The sequence below is a fragment of the Jeongeupia chitinilytica genome (genome assembly GCF_014652315.1).
In the GTDB taxonomy this organism is placed as follows: domain Bacteria; phylum Pseudomonadota; class Gammaproteobacteria; order Burkholderiales; family Chitinibacteraceae; genus Jeongeupia; species Jeongeupia chitinilytica.
The window spans coordinates 337,479-350,660 of the sequence record NZ_BMYO01000004.1 but is presented as its reverse complement, the minus strand read 5'-3'; the positions used below and the strand labels follow the sequence as shown (position 1 = coordinate 350,660).

General features: G+C 66.2%; 15 protein-coding genes. 3 read left to right on the top strand and 12 right to left on the bottom strand.

What is annotated here, in order from left to right:
* Positions 1-146: 146 nt before the first annotated feature.
* The 11 genes from aqpZ to IE097_RS09505 form a co-directional block, all read right to left on the bottom strand.
* Complete coding sequence (gene aqpZ / locus IE097_RS09555) at positions 147-848, bottom strand: aquaporin Z (RefSeq protein WP_189460127.1); 702 nt, start codon at positions 846-848, stop codon at positions 147-149.
* 155 nt (positions 849-1,003) lie between these two features.
* Complete coding sequence (locus tag IE097_RS09550) at positions 1,004-1,588, bottom strand: FMN-binding negative transcriptional regulator (protein ID WP_189460125.1); 585 nt, start codon at positions 1,586-1,588, stop codon at positions 1,004-1,006.
* Positions 1,589-1,669: 81 nt separating this feature from the next.
* Complete coding sequence (locus IE097_RS09545; protein ID WP_189460122.1) at positions 1,670-2,356, bottom strand: DNA alkylation repair protein; 687 nt, start codon at positions 2,354-2,356, stop codon at positions 1,670-1,672.
* A gap of 2 nt (positions 2,357-2,358) precedes the next feature.
* A complete protein-coding gene (locus tag IE097_RS09540) occupies positions 2,359-3,501 on the bottom strand; it encodes a 5-(carboxyamino)imidazole ribonucleotide synthase (protein WP_229797517.1) in 1,143 nt (380 codons plus the stop codon).
* 2 nt (positions 3,502-3,503) lie between these two features.
* Positions 3,504-3,755, bottom strand: coding sequence for an HAD family hydrolase (locus IE097_RS09535; RefSeq protein ID WP_189460121.1), 252 nt, complete (start codon positions 3,753-3,755; stop codon positions 3,504-3,506).
* Complete coding sequence (gene purE, locus IE097_RS09530; protein WP_189460119.1) at positions 3,752-4,237, bottom strand: 5-(carboxyamino)imidazole ribonucleotide mutase; 486 nt, start codon at positions 4,235-4,237, stop codon at positions 3,752-3,754. The genes IE097_RS09535 and purE overlap by 4 nt, the downstream gene beginning before the upstream one ends.
* 105 nt (positions 4,238-4,342) lie before the next feature.
* Positions 4,343-4,930, bottom strand: coding sequence for a sugar O-acetyltransferase (locus IE097_RS09525; RefSeq protein ID WP_189460117.1), 588 nt, complete (start codon positions 4,928-4,930; stop codon positions 4,343-4,345).
* Between the two features lie 91 nt (positions 4,931-5,021).
* Positions 5,022-6,164, bottom strand: coding sequence for a MalY/PatB family protein (locus IE097_RS09520; protein WP_189460115.1), 1,143 nt, complete (start codon positions 6,162-6,164; stop codon positions 5,022-5,024).
* A 38-nt stretch (positions 6,165-6,202) separates the two neighbouring features.
* Entirely contained in the window at positions 6,203-6,865 is a 663-nt protein-coding gene (locus IE097_RS09515) for an amino acid ABC transporter permease (RefSeq protein ID WP_189460112.1), read from the bottom strand.
* Positions 6,866-6,945: 80 nt separating this feature from the next.
* Positions 6,946-7,725 carry a transporter substrate-binding domain-containing protein gene (locus tag IE097_RS09510; RefSeq protein WP_189460110.1) on the bottom strand — a complete coding sequence of 260 codons (780 nt, stop codon included), beginning with the start codon at positions 7,723-7,725 and terminating at the stop codon, positions 6,946-6,948.
* A 131-nt stretch (positions 7,726-7,856) separates the two neighbouring features.
* The gene (locus tag IE097_RS09505) at positions 7,857-8,390 is read right to left on the bottom strand and encodes a hypothetical protein (RefSeq protein WP_189460108.1); all 534 of its coding nucleotides are present in this window, start codon (positions 8,388-8,390) and stop codon (positions 7,857-7,859) included.
* A 290-nt stretch (positions 8,391-8,680) separates the two neighbouring features.
* Between IE097_RS09505 and yiaY the strand changes: the two genes are divergently transcribed.
* Complete coding sequence (gene yiaY, locus IE097_RS09500) at positions 8,681-9,832, top strand: L-threonine dehydrogenase (RefSeq protein WP_189460107.1); 1,152 nt, start codon at positions 8,681-8,683, stop codon at positions 9,830-9,832.
* A gap of 490 nt (positions 9,833-10,322) precedes the next feature.
* On the top strand, positions 10,323-10,622 hold the full coding sequence (locus IE097_RS09495; protein WP_189460105.1) for a hypothetical protein: 300 nt from the start codon (positions 10,323-10,325) through the stop codon (positions 10,620-10,622).
* 153 nt (positions 10,623-10,775) lie between these two features.
* On the opposite strand, the gene IE097_RS09490 is transcribed toward IE097_RS09495, so the two are convergent.
* Positions 10,776-11,717, bottom strand: a complete 942-nt coding sequence (locus IE097_RS09490; RefSeq protein WP_229797516.1) for a DMT family transporter — start codon at positions 11,715-11,717, stop codon at positions 10,776-10,778.
* A 307-nt stretch (positions 11,718-12,024) separates the two neighbouring features.
* On the opposite strand from IE097_RS09490, the gene IE097_RS09485 reads away from it, so the two are divergent.
* The gene (locus IE097_RS09485; RefSeq protein ID WP_189460104.1) at positions 12,025-13,182 is read left to right on the top strand and encodes a benzoate/H(+) symporter BenE family transporter; all 1,158 of its coding nucleotides are present in this window, start codon (positions 12,025-12,027) and stop codon (positions 13,180-13,182) included.

Genomic DNA, 13,182 nt, shown 5'->3' with positions numbered 1-13,182 from the left:
GCGGCAAAACGCTATTTTGCCCGAATCGGGGCGGGCTCGCCTACCACCGGGCCGACCGGTACCGGACGAAAAACCGCCCCGGACCGGAGACGGTCGGGGCGGTTTGCGAGGGTCGGAACAGGGCCCAAAGCCCCTTCGCCATCGCCTTACTCGTCCTTGCCGGCCACCAGCGGGTAGACCACGCCGGCAATCGCCGCACCGATCAGCGGGGCGATCCAGAACAGCCAGAGCTGGCTGACGGCCCAGTCGCCGACGAAGAGCGCGACGCCGGTACTGCGCGCCGGGTTGACCGAGGTGTTGGTGACCGGAATGCTGATCAGGTGGATCAGCGTCAGCGCCAGACCGATGGCGATCGGCGCGAAGCCGGCCGGTGCGCGCTTGTCGGTGGCACCGAGGATGACGAACAGGAACATCGCGGTCATGACGATCTCGCACACCAGTGCCGCCGTCATGCCGTAACCGCCCGGCGAATGAGCACCATAGCCGTTCGACGCGAAACCGCCGGCCAGATCGAAGCCGGCCCTGCCGCTGGCGATCGCATACAGTACCGCTGCGGCAGCGAGGCCTCCGAGCACCTGGACGATCACGTAGGGCACGAGGTCCTTCGCCGGGAAACGGCCGGCGACGACAAGGCCGAGCGAAACGGCCGGATTCAGATGGCAGCCCGAGACGTGGCCGATCGCATAGGCCATCGTCAGTACCGTCAGACCGAAGGCGAGCGCGACGCCGGCAAAGCCGATGCCGAGTTCCGGAAACGCCGCGGCGAGCACGGCACTGCCGCAGCCGCCGAGGACGAGCCAGAACGTGCCGATGAATTCCGCAGCCATGCGGTTCTTGAGCGGATACATGTTTTCCCCTGTGGATTTGGAACGCTGCGGCAGGCCTGCCGCGATGGGGAAACAAGATAGGCCAATAAAGTTGACCATTCTGTAAGATTTATTCTGACGGAATGGTTAATTTTTCCTTGCCGCGATCCCGAGCGTGTCGCTATGAAGCGACACGGCTAGGTCCCGATCGTCTGCCGCACCATCGTCGCAAGTTCGCTGTCGCCGAGTCGGTCGGCAATATGGCGCCGGTCGGCTTCGCTGCGGTTCTGCGACAGCTTGAACTTGGCCTCCCAGTGCTCGACGGTGAATTCGATGCCGACGATGTGGGCTTTCAGCGTGGTGTTGAACGCCGGGTCGAAGGTGTTGCGGTCACCGATCAGCGTCGGCTCGTACTGGCGGATCAGCTCGGCCAGCGCCAGCGAGGCGCCGACGCGCACGGTGCCGCTGGCGTGCACGGCGGCATAGTTCCAGGTCGGCACGGCGGGGCGCTGGTCGTACCAGCTCGGCGAGACGTAATCGTGCGGGCCATGGAAGATGGCCAGTGCGGGAACGCCGTCCTGCCATGCCTGCCAGTGCGGGTTGGCGCGGGCGACATGACCGATCAGCCGGTCGCCGTCCTGCCCCGGCACGAGGACCAGCGGGATGTGGCTGGCGAACGGGGCGCCATCGACGTTGCTGATCAGCGTGGCGAAGCCGTGATTCCGGACGAACGCGTGGATGGTGGCGGTGTCGTCGCAGCGGAAGTGTGCGGGAATGTACATGGCGGACTCGGCGGGCGGATCGTATCGAGGATCGTTCGAGGATACCGGGATTGATGTGCCACCGCCTGACTTGCGCCGGCCTCAGCCCCGCAGGTGTTTCAGCGCTTCGCGCACCGAGAGCGGAGAAAGCCGCTCGCGTTCGGCGGCGACGAAGCCGCGGACGGCGTCGGCATCGGTGCGGGCGTACTGGCGCAGCGCCCAGCCGATGGCCTTGCGGATGAAGAAGTCCGGATGACCGGCCAGCGCGCGGCAGTAACCGAACAGCCGCGCGGTGTCGGTGTCGGTCTTGTAGCCGAGCTGGAACAGCAGCGCGGTACGCGCATGCCAGAGCCGGTCGCCGCCGGCCCAGTCGTCCATTACCGGGTACAACGCCGGTTCGGCCCGCAGAAAGGGGCCGACGACGCCGGCTGCCAGACCGTCGACGCTGTCCCACCACGACTTGCTGCCGATCAGCGCGTCGAGCACCGGCAGCGCGGCGATGCCGAACGTTGCCGGCCGGTCGGCGAGCAGGTCGACGGCGACGAGCTGGTATTCGCGCTCGGGCAGGGCCCACAGCTGTTGTGCGGCCAGCAGGCGCTCGGCCGGGGTCATGGACTTGCGTGCGGCGCGGATCAGCGGGGTCGATACGCTGCGGCGGGCCGGCGTCTTGATGCCGAGGAAAGCAAAACGGCCGCGCATGTACGCGGCCATCGGTGCGGCAGTAGCCGGATCGGCGAGCGGCGCAAGGCCGGTGACGACGGCATCGGTGAACGCTGCCGCCGTCTCCATGTTCAGCCCAGCATGTCCTTGATCGCCCGGGCCTGTTCGAGCGCGGCGTCGGCGCTGTCGGCCAGCACGTTGAAGTGGCCCATCTTGCGGCCCGAGCGGGCTTCGGTCTTGCCGTACAGGTGCAGTTTGCTGTTCGGCGCGGTCAGCAGCACGTCCCAGTTCGGCTCGGCACCGTTCGCGCCCCAGCTGTCGCCGAGCAGGTTGACCATCACCACCGGCCGCAGCAGGTCGGTCTTGCCCGGATACAGCCCGCACATCGCGCGGACCTGCTGTTCGAACTGGCTGGTCAGCGTGGCGTCGAGCGTGTAGTGGCCGCTGTTGTGCGGGCGCGGCGCCATCTCGTTGATGACGAGCTCGTCGCCGTCGAGGATGAAGAACTCGACCGCCAGCACGCCGATGTAGTCGAGCGCTTCGGCCAGCTGCATCGCCATCTGCCGGGCCCGTTCGGTAGTGCCGGCACCGATGCGGGCCGGCACGATCGAGACGTCGAGGATGCCGTTCGCGTGTTCGTTCTCGGCCGGCGGAAAGCTGGTGACTTCGCCGGCGCGGGTGCGGGTGACGATGACCGAGACTTCGGCGACCAGCGGCATCATCTTTTCCAGCACACAGGGCTGGTGCTTCAGGTCGGACAGTGCGGCGCGCGCTTCTTCGACCGTCTTCACCCGGACCTGGCCCTTGCCGTCGTAGCCGAGGCGGGCGGTCTTGAGGATGCCCGGCAGGTAGGCGCTCAGGTCGCCCTCGAGGTCGGCGGCAGTCTGCACCGGCAGGAACGGGGCGGTGGCCAGTCCGGCGTTGCGGATGAAGGTCTTCTCGGCGACGCGGTCCTGCGCGATGGCGACGCAGTCGCCGCTCGGCGAGACCGGAACGCCCTGGCCGGCCAGCCAGCGCATCGATTCGGCGTTGACGTTCTCGAACTCGGTGGTGATCGCCTTGCAGGTACGTACCAGTTCGGCCAGCGCGTCCGGATCGTTGTACGGTCTGGCGATGTGCACGTCGGCGAAGTCGGCGGCCGGCGCTTTGGCGTCCGGGTCGAGCACGGTGACGCGGTAGCCCATGGTCTTGGCGGCAACGGCGAACATGCGGCCCAGCTGGCCACCCCCGAGGATGCCGAGCATGGCCGGCGGCAGAATCGGCTTCACAGCCATGGTCATTCCTTCGATTTCATCAGTTGCAGGAGCGAGAAGCCCCAGCAGGCAAAACCCCAGACGAGGCCGGCGGCCAGGCCCAGCGGCAGCGATTCGATCAGTGCGGCGCGCATCGGCGCCACACCGAGCAGGCCGGCAATCGCACTCCAGAGCGCACAGAACGGCAGCCCCCAGCCGAGGGCACCGCGCAGCAGCAGGCAACGCCAGAATCCGCCTGCGCGGATCCGTTCCCAGCGCTGCCTGTCGTCGTTCATACCTCGGGCAGCGTCATCGCCAGCACGGTCTGCTTCTGCGTTTCGCGGAACGCGTTCAGTGCCGCGGCAAGCTGCGGGTCACTGCCGGCGAGCATCGCGACGGCAAACAGGCCGGCATTGGCCGCGCCGGCTTCGCCGATCGCGAACGTGGCGACCGGCACGCCCTTGGGCATCTGCACGATCGACAGCAGCGAATCCTCGCCGCGCAGGTACTTCGACGGGACCGGCACGCCGAGCACCGGCACGGTGGTTTTGGCGGCCAGCATGCCCGGCAGGTGGGCCGCACCGCCGGCACCGGCAATGATGCAGGCGAGACCGCGCGGACCGGCGGTTTCGGCGTATTCGAACAGCAGGTCGGGCGTGCGGTGCGCCGACACGACGCGGCACTCGAACTCGACCCCGTAGGTTTTCAACTGCTCGGCCGCATGACGCATGACCTCCCAGTCGCTGTTGCTGCCCATGACGACGCCGACCTTGACCATGTCCTACCCCGCGTAAAAGCGGAAATTCTACCGAATTCGTCCGTTGCGGACAGCTATACCGATGGACGTTGCGGCTTGCGTGGCGCAAGCGGCCGGCAGGGCGGGCTATTTGACGTCGGACTCGGCCCACTCGCTGTACAGCGTGGCCATGTCCGGCGGGTCGAGCTCGCGGACGATCTGTGCCGGATTTCCCGCTGCAAGCACGCAGGCCGGAACGTCACGGGTCACGACGCTGCCGGCGCCGATCACGCTGTGGTCGCCGATGGTGACGCCGGCGCAGATCACCGCACCGGCGCCGATCCAGACGTTCTCCCCGATGGTGATCGGCCGGGCCCAGAACGCCCAGCGCTGCCGCTCGGTCGGGTCGACCGGATGCGTGGTGGCGTGGATCTGCACGTTCGGGCCGATCAGCGTATGCGCGCCGATGCGGATCGGCGCACCGCCGGAAATCAGTGTACCGGCGTTGACGAAGGCCTTGTGGCCAAGGTGGATGTCGCGGCCGCGAACGATGACCACCGGCGGAATCAGCTTGGCCCCGTCGGACTCGGCCAGCAGCTCGGCCAGCACCGCTGCACGTTCGGCGTCGTCGTCGATCCCGGCATTGAAGCGCCCCAGCAGTTCGACTTCGCGTCGCCAGGCGTCGGGATGCCTGCCGAGGTCGCTGAAGGCATAGCGGATGGTGTCGGGACGCATGAGGGTCGGATTCCGGAAAACGGTAGGCTCGACTTTACCGGCGGATGTTGCCGGCGGCACCGGCCGCGCGGCAATCGGGCAAGCTCGGCAATCAGAGCGTGGCCAGTGCCTTGCGCATCCGGGCCAGTGCCGAGTCGAGCGTGGTGCGCGGGCAACCGAAGTTCAGCCGGACGAAACCGGGCGCACCGAAATCGGCACCGTCGGACAGGCCGACGCCGGCTTGTTCGAAGAAGTGCTGCGGGTGCTGCAGACCGGCATCGCGGCAGTCGACCCAGGCGAGGAAGGTCGCCTGCGGGACGGTGACGCGCAGGCCGTTGTGGCCGTCGAGCGCACGGACCACCTCGTCGCGGTTGCTGCGCAGCACCGACAGCAGCTCGCTGCGCCACGCCATGCCGTCACGGCAGGCAGCTTCGAGCGCCACGTAGCCGAGCAGGTTCACGTGCGGCACGATGCCGCGCATCGTTTTCTGGAAGGCGTGGCGGCGCTCGGCGTTCGGGATGACCGCGAAGGCGCAGCCGAGGCCGGGCACGTTGTAGGTCTTGGACGGCGCCATCAGCGTGATCGTCCGCGCGGCCAGCTTGGGCGAGATCGCCGCGAACGGCGTGTGTCGCGCGCCGGGTTCGAGCAGCAGGTCGCAATGGATTTCGTCGCTGATCACGGTCAGGTCGTGCTTTTCGGCGAGCTCGCCGAGCCGCTGCAGTTCGGCGGGCGTCCATTGCCGGCCGACCGGGTTGTGCGGGTGGCAGAGCATCAGCGTCGCGCCGCGTGTCGCCACCGCGTCGAGCGCGTCGAAGTCCCATTCCCAGTGGCTGCCGGTGTCGGGCCGGGTTTCGCGCAGCGGCAGCCTGATCAGCCGGCGTTCGGCGAATTGCGGTGCCGACATGAACGGCGGATAGATCGGCGTTGCGGTGATCACGTCGCCATCGCCGCTGGCGCGGCAGGCGACATTGAGTCCGGTGACCAGTCCCGGCAGCGGCACCAGCCAGTTGGGCTCGATCGTCCAGTCGTAGTCGCGCCGGGCTGCGGCGAGCAGCGCGCCAACGGCGGTTTCGGTCGGCTCGCCGTAGGCGAAGATGCCCTGGGCGACGCGCGCAGCCAGTGCCGCGGTCACCACCGGCGGGCTGAGGAAATCCATGTCGGCCACCCACAGCGGCAGCACGTCGCGGCCGGCGTACTTGCGCCATTTGAGGCTGTCGGCAACATGCTGGGCGGCGGGGGTGGTGAAGTCGTACATCGGGGCGTCCTCGGAGTCTTCGGTTCAGCGTACCGGCTTCAATGCCGATGGGCGAGTTCGAGTTTCTTTTCGACCGCGCGCTGCACGCGTTCGAACAGGGCACTCAGCACCCAGTAGATCGCCGCGGCGGCGAGGTAGAGCGGCAGCGGCTGGAAGGTCTGGGCGATGACTTCCTTGGTCGCGAGCATCAGCTCGGTGACGGTGATCACCGACACCAGCGAGGTGTCCTTGATCAGGCTGATCAGGCTGTTCGACAGGCTGGGCACCGCGAGGCGCAGCGCCTGCGGTGCGATCACGTGGCGCATCGTCTGCCACCAGTTCAGCCCGAGCGAATAGCCGGCCAGCCACTGGTTGCGCGAGACCCCGGCGATCGCGCCGCGCATGCTCTCGGACAGGTAGGCGGCGACGTTCAGCGTCAGCGCCAGAATGCCGGCAGTGACCGGTTCGAACTCGATGCCGACGCTGGGCAGACCGTAGTAGATGACGAAAATCTGCACCAGCAGCGGTGTGCCGCGCATGGCGCTGACGTAGACGGCTGCGGCCTGCGCCAGCACCGGTACCCTGGCGATGCGGACCAGCGCGACGGCGAAACCGAGCGCCAGACCCAGCACCATGGCGATCAGCGCGAAGAAAACGGTGTAGCCGGCGCCCCTGATCAGGAAGGGCCAGGCGGTGTGCAGCAGTTCGATCCAGCTATCCAAGGGTAGGTCTCATTCGGTGGCGGAAAACGACGCGCCCCCGGCGACACGCACGGGGGCACGGTGGCGGGAGAGCCCGGCGCTTATTTTGCCGCAGGCGCCTTGGACACGTCGATGCCGAACCATTTGGTCGAGATCTTCGCGAAGCTGCCGTCCTTGTGCATGTCGGCCAGCGCCTTGTCGACCGCGGCCTTGAACGCCGGGTTGCCCTTGGCGAACGGAATGCCCGATTTCGACAGCGCGCCGACCGGCGCACCCGGCTTGACCGGCAGCCTGGATTCCTTGATCGCGAACGGGATCATCAGGCTGTCGTTCAGCGCTGCGTCCAGCCGGCCCTGGGCCAGATCCTGCAGGTATTCCGGTGCGCCCGGATAGGTTTTCACTTCGACGCCGGCCACGGCCTTGGCCATGTCTGCATAATTGGTACCGAGGCCGAGGCCGAGCTTCTTGCCCTTGAGGTCGTCGAGCGACTTGAAGCTGCGGGTTTCGTTCTTGCGCACGATCAGTTGCGCCGACGAGATCGTGTACGGCTCGGAGAAGTCGAACACCTTCTGGCGCGCATCGGTGATGCCGACCTGGTTGATGACGACGTCGAACTTGCCGGCCTGCAGCCCCGCGAGCAGGCCGCTCCATTCGCCGGTGGTGAAGTCGGCCTTCACGCCGAGCCGGCGGGCGAGTTCGCGCGCCAGTTCGACTTCAAAACCGGTCAGCTGGCCCTGCTTGTCCTTGAAATTGAACGGCGGGTAGCTGCCTTCCAGCGCCACCTTGAGCGCACCGCGGCTTTTGACGGTATCGAGCAAATCGGCGGCGAACGCCGGCACCGAAATCGTGGCCGCGAGCAGCAGCAGGGCAATTTTCTTCATATGTAGATAACCTTTGGTTATTTGTATCTGAATCAACATAACCAAAATATCATGCCGTCATCGGCCGACGCATCAGGATTATTCCCTAGCCCGTGACGGTTGCGGAGCGGCTTCCGGACCGCCGGCTGCCGTCATTGGGCCCACGGCAGCTGCCACATCACGCCCAGCCCCCAGCGCGGCGTTTCACTGCTGAACTGCTGCAACCCTCCGCCGACCGTCAGTGCCTGCTTGCCAAAGTCGAAACGCCGGCTGAGCGTCAGGTTGACCGGGGTGTCCCAGTCGCCGCTGTAACTGGAATAGGAGGTCTCGGCCTGCAGGCCGAGCGTTATGCCGTTCTCGAAGGTGTAGTTGGCGAACGGGAACAGCAGCGACTGCGGGTTGTCCTCGCGCAGCTCGTTGCCGATGTAACGCGCCCGGCGCATGCCCGAGAAGCCGACCACCAGTGTCGGATCACCGAAAAACGTCAGTCTGGCAGGGTCGTACTTCGGTACCAGCGAGCTGGCTGCCTTGCCGGCAAGCCAGACCCACGACGGCGAGGGATCAACATCCGGCGCGGGCGTGGAGACGCTGAAATCGAAAAACGGCGGCGCGTTGTCGGCGAAAACCGGCAGCGGAATGCCGGCGAGCAACAGGGCAACCAGCGCGGTTCGGGTGAGCGATTTCATGGTTCCCCCTTTGGCGATGGTGCCGCAGGCTGTGCCGGTGAATTTCTTTCATAGCCAGCCGGACGGGGCTGTAAGCACGATGGCGACGAGCGGTCGGATTGCGCCGGTTCCGGACAGGAAAACGTCGTACTAATACCACAGCCGGTTTGACCGAGCGCAAAGCGGGCTGCGGGCCCCGGGCGCACAGTAGCGGTGTATCCAAACGTCATCGGCATTCCGGCGAGCAGGCCCGGTCACGAACCGAAGTCCGCCGCCGGCATGCCGGACCCGGCACCCAAAGGAGTCGTACCATGACCACCACCGCATTCTTCATTCCGACCGTCAACCTGATGGGCGCCGGCTGTATGACCGACGCTGCGAAAACCGTCGCGTCCTACGGCTACAAGAAGGCCCTGATCGTCACCGACAAGGGCTTGGTCTCGACCGGTCTGGTCGGCCAGGTGGCCGAAACGCTGGGCAGGGAAGGCGTGAGCAGTGTCGTGTTCGACGGCACGCATCCGAACCCGACCACCGGCAACGTCGAGGCCGGGCTGAAGCTGCTGAAGGACAACGGCTGCGATTTCGTGATCTCGCTCGGCGGCGGTTCGCCGCACGACTGCGCCAAGGGCATCGCGCTGGTTGCGGCCAACGGCGGCAAGATCGCCGATTACGAAGGCGTCGACCGGTCGGCCAAGCCGCAGCTGCCGCTGGTGGCAATCAACACCACCGCCGGCACCGCCAGCGAAATGACCCGCTTCTGCATCATTACCGACGAGGCCCGTCACATCAAAATGGCCATCGTCGACAAGCACACCACGCCGCTGCTGTCGGTCAACGACCCGGAAATGATGGCCGGCATGCCCAAGGGCCTGACCGCTGCCACCGGCATGGATGCACTGACCCACGCGGTCGAAGCCTATGTGTCGACGATCGCCACGCCGATCACCGACACCTGCGCGCTGAAGGCGGTCGAGCTGATCAGCCAGTACCTGCGCGCCGCAGTCGCTGACGGCAAGGACATGGTCGCACGCGAACAGATGGCCTACGCGCAGTTCCTCGCCGGCATGGCGTTCAACAACGCCTCGCTCGGTTACGTGCATGCGATGGCCCACCAGCTCGGCGGTTTCTACGACCTGCCGCACGGTGTCTGCAACGCGGTGCTGTTGCCGCACGTGCAGGCGTACAACGCCCAGGTTGCCGCGGCCCGCCTCGGTGACGTGGCCGATGCGATGGGCGTCGACGTCAGCGGCATGAACGACGATCAGGCCGCTCAGGCCTGCCTTGCCGCCATCCGCCAGCTGGCCGCCGATGTCGGCATTCCGGCCGGCCTGACCGAACTGGGCGTCAAGGAAGCCGACATTCCGGTGCTGGCGACCAATGCGCTCAAGGACGCCTGCGGCTTCACCAACCCGAAGCAGGCCACCCACGACGAAATCTGCGCGATCTTCCGCGCCGCACTGTAAAGGAAGGGGAGAAGGGCAAACCGCCGGCGCCGCGCGGACGACGCGCAGGCCGAACAGGCGGAAAAGATCTGCGGCGCAGCCGCAGGCCAGACGATTCACGGGCCGGGGTTTCCCCGGCCTTTTTCTTGCCCGCGACGCGGGTTCCTTGGCCTGAATCGTCCGGTCACATCTCGGTCGAGCGCTAGATGGCTCGAAAATGCGCCGACCGCCGCCCTGGCCATGTCGCGCCAATGGCGTTTGCCATGAAACATGGATGTCCCGGCGTGTCCAAGCAAGGTAAGCTTTCCCGGTGCGCAAGCTGGAATGGGTGACCCGAACGCGATCGCGAACCTGATTGCTCGATCAAGCCTGACCGCTTTCAGCGTCTGAATCTTCGACGCAGGGCGATACGTCATTCAGGTCACGGTGGAAATATCGTCGCGGTGGTTGTCATCCATCCGGTTTCGTGAAAACAGAGTGCAAGACATCATTTCGACCCGGGAGGATTGGCATGAATGAAGACATTCTGGAAATCGGAGGTTTCCGGATCGTCGTCGGTGACGTCAGAAAATGCTGGATTGATTACGAATCCGAGAAGGAGAGGAAATCCAGACGCTATTACCAGGAAAACAACTACCTCGGCAGTGCGTTTGGATTGCTTGTCGCCGGGCTGGTTGACTACTTTCTCTCGAGAAAAAGCAGGCATCCTCGGGCGAAGAAATATCTTCACATTAAAACCGGCAAGGATGAGTATTGCTTTTCAGAAGACGAAGCCGATATCAACGAGATCCTCGGCAGGCTGAACAAGTGAGGCATGTTTGGCGACGATATCCGGAATGCCAAATGCGTCAATCAACAGCGGCCGGCTAAAGCCGGCCGGTTGATTCAGGAGTCAGGCTCTTGCACATTGCCACCGCGGCAATCGCAGCCTAAATGGAGCCCAAATGGAGCCCGGCGCGTCTGCTCAGCGTTTGCCGACCAGGCTCACTCCGAGCATGACCACCGCAACACCGAGCCACTGCAGCGGACTGAGGCTTTCGTCGAGGATGCCGAGGCTCAGGATGATGGTGATCACCGGGCCGATACTGCCGGCAATTGCGGCCCGGCCGGCGCCGATGCGGGCCATGGCGGCCGCCATCATCCAGATCGGCAGCACCGTGGCCACCAGTGCGGTGATCAGCGCGTAGCCATACACCTGCCACGGCTGCGCGAACAGCAGCGGCAGCGGCCGGGTCAGCAGGTACTGGATCAGCATGGCCGCGCCCGAGACGGTCAGCGCGGCTTCGGTGAAACGCATCGCGCCGATCCGCTTGATCACCCCCGAACTGAAGGTCAGGTAGAGCGCATAGGCAACGGTACTGGCGACGATCCACGCCAGCCCGGCGACATCGGCATGCGCACCGGCCAGGCCCGGCCCGATCACGACGGCGATGCCGGCATAGGTGAGCAGCAGTGCGCCGATCATGCGCCGCGTGACCGGCGTGCGGAAAAACAGTGCCGACAGCAGTACCGTCAGCGTCGGATACAGGTAGAGCAGCAAGCGCTCGATGCTGGCGCTGACGGTGACGAGGCCGATGAAGTCGAACAGGCTGGCCAGGTAGTAGCCGAGCAGACCGAGCACCAGCAGCAGGCCCAGATCGCTGCGTGAAACCGGCGCGGCCGGTGCCGCTGTGCTGCGCACCTGCCGGAGCAGTCGCCACGCACCAATCAGCGCCAGCGCAAAACCGAGCCGCAGCGTCAGCAGCGTGACGGCATCGACGCCGTGGCGGTAGGCGAGTTTGACGAATACCGCCTTGGTCGCGAAACCGGTGGCCGACAGGAAGGCAAGCAGCAGGCCGAGGTGTTGCGGCGACAGGCCGGCCATTGGCGCCGTGGCGGCAGGCGGACTGGAAGGGCTCGAAGGCATGGCGGTCATCCTTGTATCCGGACGGGAAGGGCGCCGCGATGGTCTTCAGGAGGAGATTGCACCGCGGCAGGGGCTCGCGGTGGTCGGGCTGTCGAAGGCCGTGACGCTACCGCCGGGGGCTGTTCGGCCACCAGGGTTTCAGCTGGGCAATCAGGTCGTTCGACATGGGGTGACGCTAACAGCCGGGCAAGGACAGCGTCAAATGGCGGCGCGCGAAGTGTGTTGCTGTCGGCGGCCTGCAACTGTCCATTGCCGTACCGGGCACTCGTCCGCGAGACTGGGTGTTCCACTCCGCTCCGGACCGTTCATGTCGCTGCTCAAGGATGTTTCGCTCTCGACCGTCGTTGCCGGTTTCGTCACCGTGCTCGTCGGTTTCACCAGTTCGGCGGTGATCGTGTTCCAGGCCGCGCAGGCGCTCGGTGCGACCGAAGCGCAGACCGCGTCGTGGATGTGGTCGCTCGGGCTGGCGATGGGGCTGACCTGCATCGTGCTGTCGCTGCGCTACAAGGTGCCGGTGGTGACGGCGTGGTCGACGCCGGGTGCGGCGATGCTGGTGACCAGCGTTGCCGGCGTGTCGATGGCCGAGGCGGTCGGTGCATTCTGCATCAGCGCGCTGCTGATCATCGTTGCCGGTGCGACCGGCTGGTTCGAGAAGGCGATGCAGCGCATCCCGGTGGCGATCGCCTCGGCGATGCTGGCCGGTGTGCTGTTGCGCTTCGGCCTCGCGGCATTCACCGCGCTGCAGACGCAGCTGGCAATGGTGCTGTCGATGCTGGCGGTGTATCTGGCGATGCGGCGGTTGTCGCCGCGCTATGCGATCGTCGCGGTGCTGGCGGTCGGCGTGGCCATCGCGGCACTGCAGGGCAGCCTGCGCTGGGGCGAGATCCGCCTCGAACTGGCGCGGCCCGAATTCGTGATGCCGGCGTTCTCGTGGCATGCGCTCGCCAGTGTCGCGTTGCCGCTCTTCGTCGTGACGATGGCGTCGCAGAACGTTCCGGGCGTCGCGGTGCTGCGCGCGTCGAACTACCACCCGCCGATCTCGCCGCTGATCACCGCCACCGGCGTGACGACCCTGCTGCTGGCGCCGTTCGGCGCGTTCGCGGTCAATCTGGCGGCGATCACCGCGGCGATCTGCATGGGCCGCGAGGCGCACGAGGACGAGAAGCGCCGTTACACCGCGGCGGTCGCCGCCGGGGTGTTCTACCTGATCGTCGGCATCTTCGGCGCTGCGGTCGCGACGCTGTTCGCGGCGTTTCCGAAGGAACTGGTCGTCGCGCTCGCCGGGCTGGCGCTGCTCAACACGATCGGCAACGGCCTGACTGCGGCGCTGAAGGACGACGGCACGCGCGAGGCGGCGATGATCACCTTTCTGGTCACCGCCTCGGGCGTAACGCTGGCCGGCGTCGGCTCGGCGTTCTGGGGCCTGATCGCCGGCGCCGTCGCGCTGCTGGTACGGCCGCGCTGA

What these genes read in the sequence shown, in the direction of transcription:
- yiaY (WP_189460107.1), top strand. Translation starts at nt 8,681, where the DNA reads ATGACCACCACCGCATTCTTCATTCCGACCGTCAACCTGATGGGCGCC.
- IE097_RS09550 (WP_189460125.1), bottom strand. Translation starts at nt 1,588, where the DNA reads ATGTACATTCCCGCACACTTCCGCTGCGACGACACCGCCACCATCCAC.
- aqpZ (WP_189460127.1), bottom strand. Translation starts at nt 848, where the DNA reads ATGTATCCGCTCAAGAACCGCATGGCTGCGGAATTCATCGGCACGTTC.
- IE097_RS09485 (WP_189460104.1), top strand. Translation starts at nt 12,025, where the DNA reads ATGTCGCTGCTCAAGGATGTTTCGCTCTCGACCGTCGTTGCCGGTTTC.
- IE097_RS09505 (WP_189460108.1), bottom strand. Translation starts at nt 8,390, where the DNA reads ATGAAATCGCTCACCCGAACCGCGCTGGTTGCCCTGTTGCTCGCCGGC.
- IE097_RS09535 (WP_189460121.1), bottom strand. Translation starts at nt 3,755, where the DNA reads ATGAACGACGACAGGCAGCGCTGGGAACGGATCCGCGCAGGCGGATTC.
- IE097_RS09520 (WP_189460115.1), bottom strand. Translation starts at nt 6,164, where the DNA reads ATGTACGACTTCACCACCCCCGCCGCCCAGCATGTTGCCGACAGCCTC.
- IE097_RS09490 (WP_229797516.1), bottom strand. Translation starts at nt 11,717, where the DNA reads ATGCCTTCGAGCCCTTCCAGTCCGCCTGCCGCCACGGCGCCAATGGCC.
- purE (WP_189460119.1), bottom strand. Translation starts at nt 4,237, where the DNA reads ATGGTCAAGGTCGGCGTCGTCATGGGCAGCAACAGCGACTGGGAGGTC.
- IE097_RS09525 (WP_189460117.1), bottom strand. Translation starts at nt 4,930, where the DNA reads ATGCGTCCCGACACCATCCGCTATGCCTTCAGCGACCTCGGCAGGCAT.
- IE097_RS09545 (WP_189460122.1), bottom strand. Translation starts at nt 2,356, where the DNA reads ATGGAGACGGCGGCAGCGTTCACCGATGCCGTCGTCACCGGCCTTGCG.
- IE097_RS09540 (WP_229797517.1), bottom strand. Translation starts at nt 3,501, where the DNA reads ATGGCTGTGAAGCCGATTCTGCCGCCGGCCATGCTCGGCATCCTCGGG.
- IE097_RS09510 (WP_189460110.1), bottom strand. Translation starts at nt 7,725, where the DNA reads ATGAAGAAAATTGCCCTGCTGCTGCTCGCGGCCACGATTTCGGTGCCG.
- IE097_RS09495 (WP_189460105.1), top strand. Translation starts at nt 10,323, where the DNA reads ATGAATGAAGACATTCTGGAAATCGGAGGTTTCCGGATCGTCGTCGGT.